Here is a 16,700-nt window from a genome sequence, read left to right as displayed (position 1 = left end):
GATGAACTCTCTGTACAGCCCCAGTGTCTCTGTGTTGATAGATTTTACCGTGACTTGATTACTTGTGATTGAGCATGGCAATCACGACGACGACAGCGATGGCCAGCAACACCGCCCCTGCAATCTTCCACGCTGAATACGGACGCTCACCCTGCACCTGGCCGGTCTGGCCATTCACCAGAAAGCGGTAAGTTTTGTCGCCATATTTATAAGACGACAGCCAAATAGGCAGCAGGATGTGTTTAAAACTGATATTCGAATAGCGCGGCTGCATGGCAATGATGCGCTGGTGGTCACCACCAATGTCGCGGCAGATGGCATTGCGGATTTCGCCTTCCATCTTGCCCTGGGCATCGACAAAGCCAGGCTCCAGTCCCACCTGGTAAGCCTCTACCGTGAAGCCGGAGACATAATCGTCACGGTAACCCTGCAGTTTTTCCAGGCGCCATGGCGCGAGGTTTTCTGCATACGCAGTTGGCAGGGTTTTTGAACCCACAACCAGCACGTCATCAAAGGACACCTGCACTGCGCCCACTGCCGGATACCAGTTGGTACGCGTCACCTGGCGGCTCTTGGTCTCACCGTTTTCAGTATAGTTTTCTGTGACCGTGTAATCGACACCGCGCTGGCCTTGATAGGTCGTGTCGCTGTCAGCATCATACGTCCAGTAAGGGGTGTAGATACCCTTGAGGCCACGCTCGGCACGGTAAGCCTGCTTCAGTGCATTTGGCGCGAACCATAGGCCCGTAATCCAGTTGGCAAACTTGCTGCGCGCTTCTGATTCCTTGATATCAAATGGCGCAATTGCCTTGGGCCTGATCTTGCGTGCAGAATAGGCATTCGCAGCGATCAGCGGCACCGCGCAAAACGGGCAGCGGTCAGACACCAGATTGGCTGCCAGTTGCGACTCTGCGCCGCAGCCTGTGCATTTCACATGCTGGCTGGCGAGCATGGGTTCATTACCGGCCTGCTCTGAAAGGTAAGCCTGATAATCCAGCTCTTCCACTGCTGCGACCGTGGCTTCCTGGTCTTCAGGGATATCATTCTTGGCACCGCAATACGGGCATTGCAGTGCGTGCTGGCCAGGCGCATATTCCAGCTTGGCACCGCAAGATTTACAGGGATAGTTTTTTGTCGTCACAGGAGAGGATTCCAAAACAAAATAGAAGGCGTCGCTACCATCAGGCGCGACGCCACATCAGAGGATGATTTATTGCGGTGGCAGCGGTGGAGGCAACGCCGCAAACAAGCCAGACAAATCAGCCTGTTCACCCGCCTTGCCCCAGGCAGCCATGCCCTGACGCCATACCAGGCTGTCACGCGTCAAACTGCCATTGCCAACGTGGGATTGCAATACACCCAGATCAAACGGCCCGGTCTGTGCACCGTTTTGCGCGACGAAATAAGATACCGCCGTTGGCAAAGGTGGTGGCATACCGCCGCCTGCCGCTGGTGCAGATGCAGGAGCGGCAGCAGGCGCTGCTGCCGGTTGTGGATTATTACCAAACATCGTGCCCATGCTCTGGCTCAGCATACCACCCACGCCTACCCCCATCATGGCACCAGCCATGCCGGGGTTTTGCGCTGCATCACGCAAAGCCTGCGCACCCTGGTACTGGGCGAACTGGTTCATATTGCCGATCACGCGCATCGCCCCCTGCTGGTCGATGGCTTTTTCCACTTCTTCCGGCAAACCTATGTCCTGCACCTGCACTTCGCACAGTTCCAGGCCATATTGCACAAAGTCCGCAGCAATTTTTTCCTGTATGCGCTTGCCCACTTCAGTGACCTTGGCTTCCAGGTCGATGACAGGCACACCAATTTCAGGCATCACTTCCTTGATGCGCATGCCGATCTTGCCACGCAGGTTTTCTTCTATATCCGCTGTCGTAAAATCAGCCTTGGTGCCGACCAGCTCAGACAGCATGGCCTTGGCATCCACGATGCGTATGCCATAGATACCAAACGCTGTCACACGCACCACGCCAAATTCAGGGTCACGCATGGTGGCAGGGCCAGCCGTGCCCCACTTCATATTGGTAAAGCGGGTAGTCTTGAAGAAATACACTTCCGCCTTGAACGGGCTGTTAAAGCCATACTTCCAGCCCTTGAGCGTACTCAGCAAAGGCATGTTCTCGGTCGACAGCTCATACATGCCCGGCGTGAACACATCCGCCACCTGCCCCTTACCCATCTGGCCTTCATTGACCATGATGGCAATCTGCCCTTCGCGCACCGTCAGCTTGGCACCCATCTTGATTTCATTCTGATAGCGCTCAAAGCGATGCACCATCACATCGGGACTGTCATCGAGCCATTCGACAATATCGATAAATTCATTGCTGAGCTTATTCCACAGACCCATAGTGTTCTCCAAAAAACAAAATTCTTGCAGGATGCTGGCAGGCAATTCTATTGATAGCGGCCAACAGCTATTCGGCGGATACCAGTATATCCGGCGTAGGCGAAGTATTGCTGAATTGGTACATTATCACAAGGGTAGGGAAGGGAATTATTGATATTGTTTCTGAACGTAAATAAGCTAAACCGGTATTTTCAAAAACACATCAGTCCTTTTAATTACTTTTAGATCGTACATATCCTGTTTTAATACGGATGGGTCTATATTCTTGTGTAATTTTGCAATTTATCTCCAATAGGACAATTTATGCCCGTTTCCTTGAATGAACTCATCGCAAAGGCAATTGAACCTGATGACCTGAAAGCAGATGGGCAATTAACATCGCCACGCAGTTATGGTGTGTACGAGATTAAGGGAGCGAAGCAAGACAGCATTTACAGGCAAGGAAATCACTCTGTGCGTTTGCGTGAGCTTCAAAAGGAATTTTCTGAGGCTACATTAAAGTATTTATTTTCCTCAAAAGAAGATGCAGTTCAGGTAGCTGCCATGCTAAATGCCAGAGATAAAAAAACAGTTTCGGAGAGAATATCTAGACAGGCGAAGATTCCATCAAGTCCGAAGTCGAGAGTTTCGGGGCAAAGCATTGTCCATTCAAGCAAAATCCTGATTGAACTTTTTGAGCATAAGCCATATCAGGGTGTCGCACCTGAACGATCGCGGTTTCTGTTTATCGGGCTTGATGCGAATTATGATGTGGACATAGAGAAGAAATCTATTTTCCAAAAAGTGCTTGATTATCATGAGGATGGCGAGAAATTTTGGCATGCTCACAGAGTGCATCACCCGTTTCTGTTACATGAATATGGAGGTGATGGAAAGCGCTTTCACCGGAATTTTGAGCGTATCGGATTTAAAGCAGAGCGCGCCAACTTGATCTCTTTCGTTGAGCTGTTCCACCTTCCGACTGTTGGTCGTAACAAGCTTTCGGTTGCGGATTTAGATGTCACTCATTTGAAGAGATTAAATCAGTCAATACTTGAAGGCGATGCTACTCACATATTCATTTCTTCTACAGTTGCCAGTTTGATGCGTGCTAGTGGTGTATTTACTTGGTTGCCCAGTAAATCAATAGATGCAAGTGATGTAATGCCAGTTTTATTTAGAAATAGTAATAAAACCATTTATTCTCTATTGCACTTTTCCGGCTACGGGAAGTATTACAAGAAATTAGGTTTGCAAATAGAAGAAATCAAAAAAATCATTGCGAAATTTTAAATCTAGATACGCAGCTTTGATCTGTTCGCCTCAATGACTTTGCCCACCATCGCCAAGGTCTTTTTCGAAATAGGCAAATCCCGTGCAGTATTCTTGAAATCAGCAGCAGTAATTAGTCCTAGCATTTCATCAATAATATTATGCGCTTCTTTTTCTTTCATTCCCCCGTCTTGAGCCACTTTCAAGATATGTGCCCGCGCTGGTGATTTTCCTTCGCCAGCGACATCCATGAAATGCTCGCCGCGATAACCTGCACAATAAGTCAGGTCATAAGGTGGGGTGAGTTCCCATTCATTATTTTTGTTGAGTAAGTAGGACAGGTTTTTTGCGTGATCATCGCGGTTGTTCATCAGTACGTTGAAAACGCAGCGTTGTAATGCCTTTTTTAGTTCTCTTGCATCTCTTGTTAGCCTGCGGGTTGCTCGCATGAATTCGCTATAGCCTAAAGAGGGTATCTGGAAATGAACGTGCAATATGCCGGCTAGTGAGTGAACGTGGATGCGCTGCTCATTATCGCGGTCAAAACGTTTGGTGCCGAATGCTGTCATGCCTTCTGGTAATTCAAAGAATTGTGTCTCGCCCATACCCAGGCCGCATTTGCGCGCCAGCCGGGCATACAGTTCTTCCAGTGCGCAGCTATCGTTGGCATCGTCTTTTGCCGGGAATTTAATGAGCCAGGATTCTGCATCTGGGATGTACTCAGTGCTCATTTGCCCTGTCGCAGGCTGGTAGTAAACCAGTGCCTTGGGGCGTGCACCGCCGGGTGAGCCACCTGCCTTGGCGAGCTCGTCCAATACTTCATAGCTGTCATCTGTGAGTATTGCCTGAACTTCTTTCGCCAGATCAATCAGGGCAAGGTCGCTGACTGCCAGATGGGTTTCGCTGCCGGGTTCATAGGTCAAAGCACCCATGGTGTTGTCACCAAGGTACGCGAGCATGTCTAGTACAGAGACGGTGTCGGTATCGATGCCTTTGGCTTTCATGCGGCGTTTCATCAACTGTAACCCCCAACTGTCAGGCAAGGAGTCGTAGAGTAAACCTGGAACGCGCATAATAGGCAGGTAATCGACCTGTTTGTCAGGGTAGGCAGATGGCCGCAATGGCAGGCGTATGGGGGATAGATCCAGACCGCTTGCAAGTGCTGCTGGCGAATACTGGAACAAGATATCACGGCCATCGTCGGCCAGTGTACCCAGCCACAGTGAATCGCCATACGCGTTATAGTTGACCTTGAGCTCTTTCATGACGGGCTCTTGGGTTTACGATACGCACGCTGTCTGGTTTGTACCGCAGACTTTGCCCGCATCCCTTCTATGGTATTGGTTTGCGGCATCAGGACTGTCTGTAAATCTGGCGCGGCATTCAGTGATTCAAGTATGCGGACAAAGTTGGCCAGGGTGCATTTGCCAGTTCGTTCAAAGCTGCTGACAGTTTGGGCCGAGATGCCTGTGCGTTGCGCCAATTCTTCTACACTGATGTTCAGCAGCAAGCGACGCTCACGCGCTCTTTCGCCGAGTGTCAGGCAAATTTTGTCAGGCAGTAGTAAGGAGAAATCCATTGGTTTTATATAGATTAGTGTTAGATAATCTAACTTTCCAATAGAATTATACTGGTTATGATAGCGGCCCTGGCTTATTTTTTAAGCAAATTTCTATGTAAAGTATTGCTTCCTGACTAACGCTCATCCTCGCTGTTGCGAGGATAAGCTTATCGTAGCATGAGAATCAGGCACTCAACTCACCCCACCTGATTCACCCTCTTCAGTCTCCCCGCAACCGCGCCCCAGCTCCTCAACTTATGCCCCTTCACCGCATAAAAGAAAATCATCAGATAACAGGGCAGCATGACCCAGTAGGCGGTTTGGGAGTTGCCTGCGTCGGAGAATTTACCGTACAGCATGGGCAGCAGTGCGCCGCCGGCGATGCCCATGATGAGCAGGGCGGAACCGGCAGCGGTGTATTTGCCCAGGCCTTGCAGGGCCAGTGGCCAGATGGATGGCCAGACCAGGGCGTTGGCCAGGCCCAGCATGGCGAGGAACATCACGGTGTTGGGTACTACCGGCACGCCTGCCCATCCGACTATTGCCTGGGCAATGCCGGTGTCCGTGGCGGAACTGGTGGCGACGCCAATGGTGAACAGCAGGCCGCTCACTGCCGAGAACAGCAGGGCAGTTTTTTGTGTCATCTGTTTGGGGATGGTCGTCGCACCGAGGATGTAGCCTATGACCATGAAGCTCATGGTGTATGAGGTCAGCACGGTGTAGTTATGCACGCCCAGGTTGCGGCCATACAGGCCTATGGTATCACCAGCGATGACTTCGACGCCGACATAGGCGAACAGTGACAATGCACCCAGTACCAGTTGCGGGTATTGCAGCACGCCCCATTTGGTGATTTCGGGCTGGTTCTTTTCTTCGTCTGCCCGCAGTTCTGGTAGTGAAGAAAAATGCACAATCATCATCACCACCAGCAAGCCCGCAGCCATGATGGCATAGGGATAGACCAGGCGCGATGACAGTTCTGAACGCAAGGCAAGACGACCAGCATGATCAAGTGCGGCCAGTGCAGTGTCAGAATATTTTTCTATGCCGGACAAGATCAGTGCAGAGAACACCAGCGGCACGACGATGCCCGCACCTTTATTGAACAGGCCCATGATACTGATGCGCATGGCAGCGCTCTCGCGTGCACCTATGCAGACGATGTAAGGGTTGATGGCGGTTTGCATCAGCGTCATGCCAGTGGCCAGTGTGAACAGGGCCAGCAAAAAGAAGCCGTAATAACTGGTCTTTGCTGCCGGGATAAACAGCAAAGCGCCCACTGCCATGATGCCCAGGCCCAGAGTCATGCCATTCTTGTAGCCGGTACGGCTGAGTATGGCGGCTGATGGCAGGGCCATGACGGTGTAGGCGATGTAAAACGCAAACGTCACCCACAGCGCCTGGAAGTTATTCAGGTCGCAGACTATTTTTAAAAACGGGATCAGCGAGCCATTGAGCCAGGTAGCAAAGCCCAGGATAAAAAACAAGAGGCTGATAAAGAACATGGCAACGACCACATCCTTTGTTGATCCCGTTGCTTGATCATTGTTATTCATGAGGTGTTCCAGACGTATGTAAAATGGTCACTTGATCTAGTCTTGCTGATGCATTGTGCAAAAAAGCCTCCCCTGCTGCTTATATGGGGAGGCTCTTCTGGCGCTCTTGCATGGTGAACTGAATCACTTCAGTTCACCGTCGTGCAGATGAAAGCAGATCAGAACTTGGCCCTGACACCTACGCTGTAACGTGCGCCGTTTTCATACACACCAACTGGCAGGCCATCTGTAGTGTTGGTGCGTATCACAGAATTGGTCAGGTTGACGGCAGTGGCGAACAGGCTGATCTTTGGTGTGATGTCCCAGTTGGCTGTGGCATCCCATTGACCGTAGGCGCTGGTGACATCCTGACCACCTTCATCCAGGCCGCCGTAGGATTTGGAACGGTAGTTATACGACAGGCGGAAGCTGATACCGTCCTTTTCATAGTAACCGCTGGCATTCAACTGATTGCGTGAGTTGCCGATGACATTCAGTTTTTGTCCGCCAGCAATGGAACCTGCCTTGGCATCAGTGAAAGTGTAGTTCACGATGGCACCAAAACCATGACCAAAAGCTTGTTGCCATTGCAGTTCCAGACCGTTGATGACCGCACCATTGTCGGCATTATGCGGACGTGTTACCGGGCGCGTTACGCCACCGACATTTTCTTGCGCAGTCGACGTGTAGATAAAGGTATCCAGGCGTTTAGTGAACAAGGTGGCAGACAGCAATGATGCATCAGAAAAATACCATTCTGCACCTATCTCTGCCTGATCGGCATGGTAAGGCTTCAGCAGAGGATTACCGGCAGTGGCGGCATTGGTGGTGCCGCTCACTTCGGTACTGGCACTGAGATCGCTGTAAGTGTTGCGTGCCATGACGCGGGCGATCGCACCACGTATGATCAAATCTTTGCGCAAGTCATACACCACGTTCACGCTGGGCAAGACATCGTTATAAGTACGCGTGGTGCTTCCAATGACATAATTGCCTTTGCCGGTCAGGTCTTGATAAGCTTCAGATGTCTGTTCAGTCTTGACCAGGCGTACACCAAAGTCACCGCGCCATTTGTCGATGGCATAGTCCGCCTTGACATAAGCCGCCGTGATTTTTTCTTGTATCTTGTAATACTCACCCTTGGCTTCGTTATAGACCATGCCCTTGTCGTACATGGCAAAACCCTTGCTGGCAGCCAGTGCATCATTGACCCATGCATATTGTGTCAATGAACCTGAGGTAGCTGCAGCCTGGCTCAATAGTGGTGATGGGCCAGTCGAAAGATCAGCCAGGCTGAAAGACTGCCAGCCAGTGCTGTCAGGGCCAACCGTGCCTATGGTGCGATGATTTTGTACGGTGTTGTCACGGTATTTCAGGCCCAGTTTGATATCCTTGATGAAGGAGCCGGTCAGGTCCCAGGTCAGGTCGCTCTGCACATAGTTCTCTTTGCTTTCCATCTTGCGTACCCAGTCACGCGCATTTTGCAGCGTGAGCTTGGTTGGGTCGAGCGGGCTCATGTCCAGGTAAGATACTTCATAAGTATCTGGTGCGATATTCACGGTGGCGCGGGTATTGCCAGTGAACCAGAAATTGCGGTCATGCTTGCTGCCACCCTCGGCTGATGTGGAACCCAACTGGCCGTGTACTTTCCAGCCATCGCCTTCGTAATTGCCTTCCAGATCAAGTATCTTGGATTTGATATAGGCTTCGCGGTAGATAGGCTCAAACGAAACACCAGTCGTCGGACCTACGGTGCCACCGACCACTGCCTTGGTGCCATCAGAAGTCGTAATGAAGCGTGGGTTAGTAATGCGGATGACATTATTCTTGTCCGCCAGACCACCTATCTGCCACAGGTAGTTCTGGTTATTATTGTCCATGTTCATGTCTGAATTGATGTAATTCAGGGAGATATCGCTGTCACGGTTAGGCTTGATCTGCAGGGTGACATTGCCCGTCGTGCGCTCACGGTCCTGGCGGAAAATCGCGGAACCACCACCCCATGATGCATAGGCGTTTGGTGTTGCTACATTATTTTGATCAATGATGGTGTACTTGGTGGAATCAGTAAAATTTTCCAGACCATCGCGGCGCATGGTGCGTTTTTGCTTGCTCAGGGACAGCAAGACGCCCAGGGTGTTTTCATCATTCTTCCAATTCACCAGACCAGAGATTTGCGGGTCGGTTTTCTTGGGAAGATCAGAATAGGTTGCTTCCAGCGAGAATTGCGCTGTCAAAGGTGCCTTGAATTGCAGCGGCTTGCGGGTCTTGACATTCACCAGGCCGCCGATGCTGCCTTCATCGAGATCAGCAGATGGGCTTTTGTAAACATCGAGGCTGCCTACCAGTTCAGAAGGCAGGATGTCATAGTTAAAACCACGGCTTTGTGAATCGTTTTTCCACCAGTAAGCGGAAGCGACTGACTGACCATTCAATTGCGTCATGTTCAGGCTTTTATCTGTACCGCGTACGAAAATATCGCGGCCTTCACCCCAGGTGCGATCGACAGAAATGCCAGGCACGCGTTGCAGCGAATCAGCGACATTTTTGTCAGGGAATTTACCGAGGTCTTCTGAGTTGACCGTGTCAACAATGTTTTGTGAATCGCGTTTGCCAGCCAGGTTTTTTTTCAGTGTATCGCGTATGCCGCGCACTTCAACTACTTGCGAGCCTGGTGCAGCTTCTGGCGTTTCATCGGCAGCATAGACAATATTAAATGCAGTGGTGCTGACGATCAGGGCAATCAGTTGCGGTAACAGCTTCTTCTTGAATACGGGGGTGTTCATGCAAATCTCCTTCAGTTGGTTTTACTCGTAGGTATCACATCTTCTTTTTTTGGCGCAAAAATTTTGACCTCGTTATGTATTACATACAGCGGGGTAAAAATAATCTTTTCATTCTTTTTATTGTTTTTATTGTTTTAGTCTTCACATGCATCAAGTGCTAAAAAAAGCCGACGCCGCACTGGGCGTCGGCAAATCAATCATACGACTTGGGGGAGGTATGATCTTAACGCTTGAACTCTCATCGCTTAAACTTACTTGCACTTGCAACACTGTTTTGTATTCTTGCGGCTGCTTCCTTGCCGGTGAGCGTGCCATTCAATAGATCGGCATTCACATTCCATAATTCCTGCTCCATGCTCGGCTGGCCACGGTTCAATATCTGGGCATTGACACGTATGCTCGATTCGCACGCCGTGCGCCACTCCATCATCTGTTTGCCTATCGGGTCACGCACTGCGATCAAATGATTCGATAGTGAAAAAAATCCGGTGACGCGGTTGGTATATAAGTCAGCAAATTCCTGCGAGCCTAGCCATTCGAGAAATTTGTAGGCATCTTCCTTGTTCCGTGATTTCTTGTTGATGCCTATACCTATATCCATGTGATCCAGGATGTAGCACTTGTCACCAACGGCACGCACGGGCGGTGCGAATACACCAAAATCCAGGCCCTGCACCTGATTGAAATAAGAGATATCCCAGGACCCCACCGGGTACACGGCCGCCTTGCCGGAAGCGAATTGATGCTGGCTGTCGCTGTAGGTTTGTGTGCTGGCTGTGCTTGGCAAATACGAGCCCAGCTTGGCGGCATAATCAAAGGCGGCCACATACTGTGCATCAGTAAATTTTGCCTTGCCTGCGATAAGTGCCTTGCGACCTGCTTCGCCATGCCAGTAATTGGGGCCTATGCTGGTGAACAGGGTTTGCGTGGCTTCCCATTTTTCTGCTGTACCCAGCGCTAGTGGCGCGTAGCCGCCATTCTTTTTTACTGCATCGAGTACCGTCAAGAATTCAGCCTGGGTTTTTGGGGCCTGCAGGTTGAGTTTCTTGAAGATTTTTTTGTTGTACAAGAAGCCGTGAATGACAGAAGCTACTGGCATGCAAAAAGTCGCTTTCGCATCATCGGTCTGCCAGGCCAGCATGGAGCTTGCTTCAAAATGTTCCATGCCCGGCTTGCCATCCAGTTTTTCCAGATAGCCTTTGTTATACAAAGATTGCGATACATCGAAAGGGCGGCAAGCTACGAGATCACCGGCAGTGCCATTGGCGAAATGTGCTTGCAGGCTGCCGTCATATTCTGTCGGTGTGGTGGGCGCAAAGCGTATATCTATGCCAGGGTGGCGTTTGGCAAATGCTGGTATCAGGACTGTTTCCCACAAGGCCTTGTCATCCACCCGCCAGCTTTCCAGGACGAGCGAGCCAGCATTGGCAGTGCTCATCATGGCGGTGGCGCATAGCATGGTGATGTGGGAAATACGGCTCAAGAGAAATCCTGTCAAAAATATTTTTAGGCAAAACAAATCGGTATAAATGAATTACTTGAAACCGATACTAGCAACGTGATCAATGTAATGCCACTTGCATATCTGTTTAGCGCATCTTTTTATAAGTGATTGATTTATTGGAGCTTTGTGTAAACTGGTCAGGTGAACAGCTTACAAATCCTTACCCTTTTTTTGCGCTGGTATCGCTGTGCGCTAGGGTGTGGGTGATTTACAGGCGTGTGGATTACTAAGCTGGCAAAACTTAACTTAAGAATTCCTTACAAAACTTTACAAAAGTCCAGATTCAGGTGTTGTGATTCGCGCAGAGCGACGCCAGCTTATCCTCAAATGACAAACTTAATTAAGTCGGTAAGAGATGTTGAGGTGTGAGTGATATACCAGGTCAGGCATCGCCCTCGTCGGGCAGGGTAATGATGGCCTTCAGGCCGCCTTCGGCATGGTTCTCCAGCACCAGCGTACCGCCATGGGCTTCAATGACGCTGCGTGCTATGCCCAGGCCCAAGCCCATACCGCTTTCATTCTGACTACGGCCATGTAACAGGCGAACGTAGGGATCGAACAGGCTGGGCAGGGCGTCCTCTGGTACGCCGGGGCCATGGTCGCGTACTTCTATGATGACTGCATCAGTCGCGGCACGAACGCTGATTTGTGCACGTTCTCCATAATAAAGGGCATTGTCTAGCAGATTACCTATCGCCCGCTTCAATGCCAATGGTTTGGCATGGACGGTCACGCCTGAATCAGCGAATGCCACATTGTGCTTGGCCAGGTGGGCGCTGCGTACCAGACGGCGTATCAGCGGGTCCAGCCTGACTTCAGTGGGGTTTTCATGGATGTCGCTATCTTTTACGCATTGCAAAGCGCCCTTGACCATCATGTCGAGTTCATCCAGGTCTTCTTCAAACTCACTGCGCAAAGTATCATCGTCAAGTAATTCTGAGCGCAGTTTGAGGCGCGTGATAGGTGTGCGCAAATCGTGAGAAATGGAAATGAACAGGCGTTCGCGGTCTTCGATATAACTTTGTATGCGCTGCCGCATGGCACTGAAGGCACGGGCGGTATTGATGAATTCCTTGCTACCAGTCTCAGGCAAGTCTGGTACTTGTTCACCCTTGCCAAAGGCTGCTGCCGCATCTGACAAGGCCGCCAGTGGCCGCGTGATCCAGCGCACCACCATGATGGAGAGCAGTAATACCGCAGCCAGTGACAGGCCCTGCAAGACCAGGCGGTCAAAGGACAGAGGGTCATTGCCCTTTAAAAAATAAGGGTTGGGCATCAGTGCCGCCATGTATAACCAGTTACCTGGTTCCAGCTCGGTCTGTATCACCAGCACAGGTGCAGGTTCAGGCTTGATCAGCAGGATATGTTGCACCCAGCTCTCAGGTAGGTCAGTGATGCGGGTGCCATCGACAGAGGTAGTCAGTTGGTCGGGCCAGGCAAAGGCGAGTTTGAATTCAGGGTATTGCGGCAGGTCAGTCTTGAGAGTATTGCCGACCTTGCCTAACACCGTATGCGCCAGTGCCTGCGATTCTATTTCTGTGATGGGTACATAAGCATTATTCGCCTGCACAAAAAAGCGGGTTCCCCCCATCTCGCGGAATTGCTGTATCAGCACGGTGCGGTAGTTAGGCGGCAGGCTGCGGAAAAAACGTATTGCGCTTGATGCGCTGTGCGCCAGGTATTGCGCTGCCGTGGTCGCTTCTATCTCTGCCTTGGCGCGTTGTTGTGTGGTCCAGATGGCGCTGCCCACCAGTTGCGTCAGCAGCACACCGCACACCATGACCAGCGACAAACGACCCAGCAGCGATTGCGGTAGCCAACGCCTGAGCATGATGGCAGCTTCAGGCACTGGCCACGCTCACGTCGGCAGAAAATACATAACCCGCTCCGCGTACGGTCTTGATCAGGGTAGGCTGCTTGCTGTCATCCTTAAGTAGCAGGCGCAGGCGGCTGATCTGTACATCGAGTGAACGGTCCAGCGGGCCTGCGTCGCGGCCACGGGTTTCTTCTGTCAGCACATTGCGGTCCAGCACATCGCCCGGGTGCTCAACAAAATACTTCAGTAATTGATAGTCCAGCCCGGTCAGCGGCACCAGTTCACCAGTGTTGTCTGTGACCTTGCGCTCTATCAGATCCAGCGTGAAACCCAGGAAGCGGTAATAGCGCGGCGCTGACGCGACATCGGCAATTGCTGTACGGCGTAGTATGGCCTTGATACGTGCCAGCAGTTCGCGTGGGTTATAGGGCTTGGCGATATAGTCGTCCGCACCCAGCTCCAGCCCCACAATGCGGTCAGTGTCGTCGGAACTGGCGGTCAGCATGATGATGGGGATATTGGATTTTTGCCGCACTACCTTGCACAGTGCAAAGCCATCGGTATCAGGCAGCATTACATCAAGTATCACCAGCGACAACTGGTTCATCTGGCTATTGAACTCAGCCACGAAGCTCTCGCCATTGTGTGAGAGGATGACTTCATACTGATTTTTTTCCAGATAGGTTTTCAGTAAAACCCGGGTCTTCTGGTCATCGTCGACTATCAGTATTTTGCGTGTCATCTTTGTCTGCCTCACATCTTATGGAGTTTGTTTTTTATTATTGCTAAATGTCTTGTACATCGCCATCAGCCTGGCCTGGGTGTCGGCAGGTGTCACCGTGGCGTCGATAAAGTAGCGGTGTATCACGGCAATGATGGCGTCTTTGCTGGTTTCATCGGTCGCCATGCGATGCACCAGGCTGGGTGCTTGCGTATTAGCTCCCTGGGCAAAGGCTGTCCATGATGCGCGGGCGCAACTGTCCATGCGTGCAAGGTCGGCGTCGCGCCTCACTGACACCGAGCCCTTGACGGCATTGTAGTCAGCTTGTACCGCTGGCGTGGCGACCAGGCGTGCCAGTTTTTCTTGCGCCGCAATGCGCGAATAATCATTGGTGAACATTGAAAAGGTATCGACGCTATACAAATGATATTTACCAGTACCCGGCATGGCCGTGCAAGAAAAAGCCTCGTCAGTGACAAAACCGCCGTCATTGAGCTCACCCTTGACCCAGTCGCCGGTGATCATCATCGCCGCTTCATTTCTGGAAAACTGCTTCACCACTTCTGTCCAGGGGCGTTCATCGACAGGGTTATTCATCCAGGCTTTCATCTGACGCAAACGTTCCAGTGCATGGGAAAAGCGCTTGTCCATGACCGCCTGGGCATTTTGTTTGACGAATAATTCGCGGTGGTATTCAGGTCCACCCTCAACCAGTATCAGGTTTTCAAACAGCGTGGCAACCTGCCACGGCTCGCTGCTTTGTGCCAGTGGTATCACACCTGCTACTTTCAGCCTGGCTGCAATGGCGACCAGCTCATCCCAGTTTTCTGGTGGTGAGAGCTTCAGCGTGGTGAATATTTTCTTGTTATAAAACAGGGTGTTAATACGGTGTATGCCCAGCGGTGCAGCCACCACATGTTTGCGGTGCTGTATCAGGTTTTGTATGGTCGGGAAGAAACTGGTATTCCATTTATTGACCGCTGCAACCTTGTCCAGCTCCATCAAGAAACCCAGGTCTGCCCATTCGCGTATCGAGACGCCAATAATTTGCGTGACCTCGGGGGCATCATTCGCCAGCACGCGGCTCTTCAATACTTTGCCCGCTCCTATGCCCGCACCGCCGGGGATGCCAGCATCGCGCCAGATGATACCCTCATCCGCCATGCGCGCCGCCAGCAAACTGGCTGCCTTGCGTTCGCTGGCAGAGGTCCACCAGTGCAAGACTTGCAGCGTGCTGTCAGACTGCGGAGTGGCTGCATGAGCTTTGCCTATGCAAAACGCCATGCACAAAAGCCCAAGCGCTGCCATCCTGGCAACGTGCCGGGTTGGCGATGATGCAGCGACATGATGGACGGACGAAATCAAAGGAACTTTTCCGGGCAGGTTATTGCAGCAGGGAAATCAGGTTTTCAGGATTGATCAGGAAGATCGAACCGGATGCATATTACCAAAGGGGGCTGTTTTCTGGTAGGCATTGTTCTTTTGTGTACACAATACGCTGGAGATAAATACAATCGCCTAATACATAGTCACTAAACAGGGGAAATGACCGTACATGCGTTCGAGATTGTAGGTTGGGCTGGTAAATCGTAGCCTAGCGAGGCCCGGCCCAACCTGCAGTAGTCATCGTGCACAACATTTTAATTAATCCCTTTTTCTAACTACCAGTCTCTCCAGCAAATCAAACCCCCATTGCGTCAACAATGCCAGAGCCGCAGCAGGTATGGCACCTGCCAGCAACATTTGGTTGTCATTCAAGGCCAGGCCTATGGTGATGCGCTCACCGTAACCGCCCGCGCCAATGAAGGCCGCGATGGTTGCCGTGCCCACGCTCATGACGGCTGCCGTTTTAACACCAGCCAAGATCATGGGCAGAGCCAGAGGCAAGTCTATATTCCATAAGCGGTCTCGCGATGACAAACCCAAGGCTTGCGCAGCCAAGCGTAATCCGCTTGGTACCTGCACCAGGCCTACACAAGTATTGCGTACTATGGGCAGCAAGGCATATAACGACAGGGTGATCAGGGCAGGGACAAAACCTATCCGGCCCAATAAGGGTATCAACATCGCCAGCAAGGCTAGTGAGGGTATGGTTTGCAAGATGCCCACAGTCGCCATGACGACCTCGCGCAAACGCGGTGCAAATGCGGCGATGATGCCCAGTGGTATACCGACTAAAAAGGCCAACGCAACCGACAGCAATACCAGCGTCAAATGCTGCCAGGTCAGCTTCAAGAAATCTGTGCCAAATAATTTGGACATGAAACCTGCACGTTCAGTAGTTACCGGTGACCTTGCCACAAATTGCTGCGCGGCCTGGACAAAGCTCAGCCCATCAATTTCTACTGCTGCATTCATCGCTATCATTTGCGCATTGTCTATTTTGCCTTCCAGTTTCTGGACGGCTGCCCAGGCTTGTGGGAAGCGCGCTGGCACATCCAGTCGGTACAGCAAGACGGCATCATAACGCGGGAAGTAATTTGCCTCATCCAGCAGCACGCGCAAGCCCAGTTGTTTGATCTTGGCATCGGTGGAATAAATATCGATGACATCTATCTGCTTTGCAGTCAGTGCTTCATAAGCAATGCCATGGTCCAGCCCGCTGGCCTGTTGTGGCAGGTGATAACGTTTGACCAGGCCCTGCCAGCCATCGGCACGTCCCAGAAATTCATGGGAGAGACCAAAACGCAACTCAGGCTGTGCCGCAAGATCAGTTAGTGACTTGATATTCCCAGCATCAGGCCGCATCGCCAGTGCATAGGTATTATTAAAGCCTAGAGGTACAGCAACTCCCAGGCCTTGTTTAGCCATTTCCGTCTGCATCTCTTGCATGCTGATTGCATATTCATGCTTCAAGATTTCAGTGTTGATGGTACCCATGTATTCCGGATAAACATCGATGCTGCCATTCTTGAGCGCATTAAAGACAATGGCCGTATTGCCCAGACCCTGCTGATGTAATGCAGGGCTATGAGCAGCTGCAGTTTGCGTCAGAATCTCGCCCAATACATAGGATTCTGTAAAGCGTTTGGAACCAACTTTGAGCGTATCAGCCGCTTGTGCTTGCGCTGCAAAACTGCATAGTAATAGCAGTTTCAGTATTGAAGAGAAGAGGTATTGCAGCCTGCACCAGGTCAGCATGGGTGTGTGCTCCGCTAAAT

General features: G+C 51.2%; 12 protein-coding genes. 1 reads left to right on the top strand and 11 read right to left on the bottom strand.

Annotated features, from left to right (window positions below):
• Window positions 1-58: 58 nt before the first annotated feature.
• Together ACO0LG_RS05355 and ACO0LG_RS05350 are read right to left on the bottom strand one after the other, a co-directional pair.
• The gene (locus ACO0LG_RS05355) at window positions 59-1,141 is read right to left on the bottom strand and encodes a hypothetical protein (RefSeq protein ID WP_423024061.1); all 1,083 of its coding nucleotides are present in this window, start codon (window positions 1,139-1,141) and stop codon (window positions 59-61) included.
• A gap of 69 nt (window positions 1,142-1,210) precedes the next feature.
• The gene (locus tag ACO0LG_RS05350; RefSeq protein ID WP_423024059.1) at window positions 1,211-2,365 is read right to left on the bottom strand and encodes an SPFH domain-containing protein; all 1,155 of its coding nucleotides are present in this window, start codon (window positions 2,363-2,365) and stop codon (window positions 1,211-1,213) included.
• 303 nt (window positions 2,366-2,668) lie between these two features.
• Here ACO0LG_RS05350 and ACO0LG_RS05345 point away from each other — a divergent pair, with 303 nt between their 5' ends.
• The gene (locus ACO0LG_RS05345; protein WP_423024057.1) at window positions 2,669-3,637 is read left to right on the top strand and encodes a hypothetical protein; all 969 of its coding nucleotides are present in this window, start codon (window positions 2,669-2,671) and stop codon (window positions 3,635-3,637) included.
• Between the two features lie 2 nt (window positions 3,638-3,639).
• Here ACO0LG_RS05345 and ACO0LG_RS05340 read toward each other — a convergent pair whose 3' ends face one another.
• The 9 genes from ACO0LG_RS05340 to ACO0LG_RS05300 all read right to left on the bottom strand — a co-directional run bounded on the left by ACO0LG_RS05340 (window position 3,640) and on the right by ACO0LG_RS05300 (window position 16,680).
• Complete coding sequence (locus ACO0LG_RS05340; RefSeq protein WP_423024055.1) at window positions 3,640-4,881, bottom strand: type II toxin-antitoxin system HipA family toxin; 1,242 nt, start codon at window positions 4,879-4,881, stop codon at window positions 3,640-3,642.
• On the bottom strand, window positions 4,878-5,195 hold the full coding sequence (locus ACO0LG_RS05335; RefSeq protein WP_423024053.1) for a helix-turn-helix domain-containing protein: 318 nt from the start codon (window positions 5,193-5,195) through the stop codon (window positions 4,878-4,880). Before ACO0LG_RS05335 ends, ACO0LG_RS05340 begins: the two co-directional genes overlap by 4 nt.
• A gap of 179 nt (window positions 5,196-5,374) precedes the next feature.
• Entirely contained in the window at window positions 5,375-6,733 is a 1,359-nt protein-coding gene (locus ACO0LG_RS05330) for a sugar MFS transporter (protein WP_423024051.1), read from the bottom strand.
• 158 nt (window positions 6,734-6,891) lie between these two features.
• A complete protein-coding gene (locus ACO0LG_RS05325) occupies window positions 6,892-9,498 on the bottom strand; it encodes a TonB-dependent receptor (protein ID WP_423024049.1) in 2,607 nt (868 codons plus the stop codon).
• 238 nt (window positions 9,499-9,736) lie between these two features.
• Window positions 9,737-10,957, bottom strand: coding sequence for an ABC transporter substrate-binding protein (locus ACO0LG_RS05320; protein WP_423024426.1), 1,221 nt, complete (start codon window positions 10,955-10,957; stop codon window positions 9,737-9,739).
• A gap of 427 nt (window positions 10,958-11,384) precedes the next feature.
• Window positions 11,385-12,833, bottom strand: coding sequence for an ATP-binding protein (locus tag ACO0LG_RS05315; RefSeq protein ID WP_423024047.1), 1,449 nt, complete (start codon window positions 12,831-12,833; stop codon window positions 11,385-11,387).
• A 10-nt stretch (window positions 12,834-12,843) separates the two neighbouring features.
• Window positions 12,844-13,560: a response regulator gene (locus ACO0LG_RS05310; RefSeq protein ID WP_423024045.1), complete on the bottom strand. Its 717-nt coding sequence runs from the start codon at window positions 13,558-13,560 to the stop codon at window positions 12,844-12,846.
• 18 nt (window positions 13,561-13,578) lie between these two features.
• The gene (locus tag ACO0LG_RS05305; RefSeq protein WP_423024043.1) at window positions 13,579-14,904 is read right to left on the bottom strand and encodes an ABC transporter substrate-binding protein; all 1,326 of its coding nucleotides are present in this window, start codon (window positions 14,902-14,904) and stop codon (window positions 13,579-13,581) included.
• A gap of 279 nt (window positions 14,905-15,183) precedes the next feature.
• Complete coding sequence (locus ACO0LG_RS05300; protein ID WP_423024041.1) at window positions 15,184-16,680, bottom strand: glycine betaine ABC transporter substrate-binding protein; 1,497 nt, start codon at window positions 16,678-16,680, stop codon at window positions 15,184-15,186.
• Window positions 16,681-16,700: the final 20 nt, after the last annotated feature.

Origin of the sequence: Undibacterium sp. Ji42W (genome assembly GCF_049340405.1) — a bacterium.
GTDB lineage: Bacteria > Pseudomonadota > Gammaproteobacteria > Burkholderiales > Burkholderiaceae_D > Undibacterium.
Note: the sequence above shows the minus strand (reverse complement) of the source record. Positions and strands in the feature narration are given on the sequence as shown.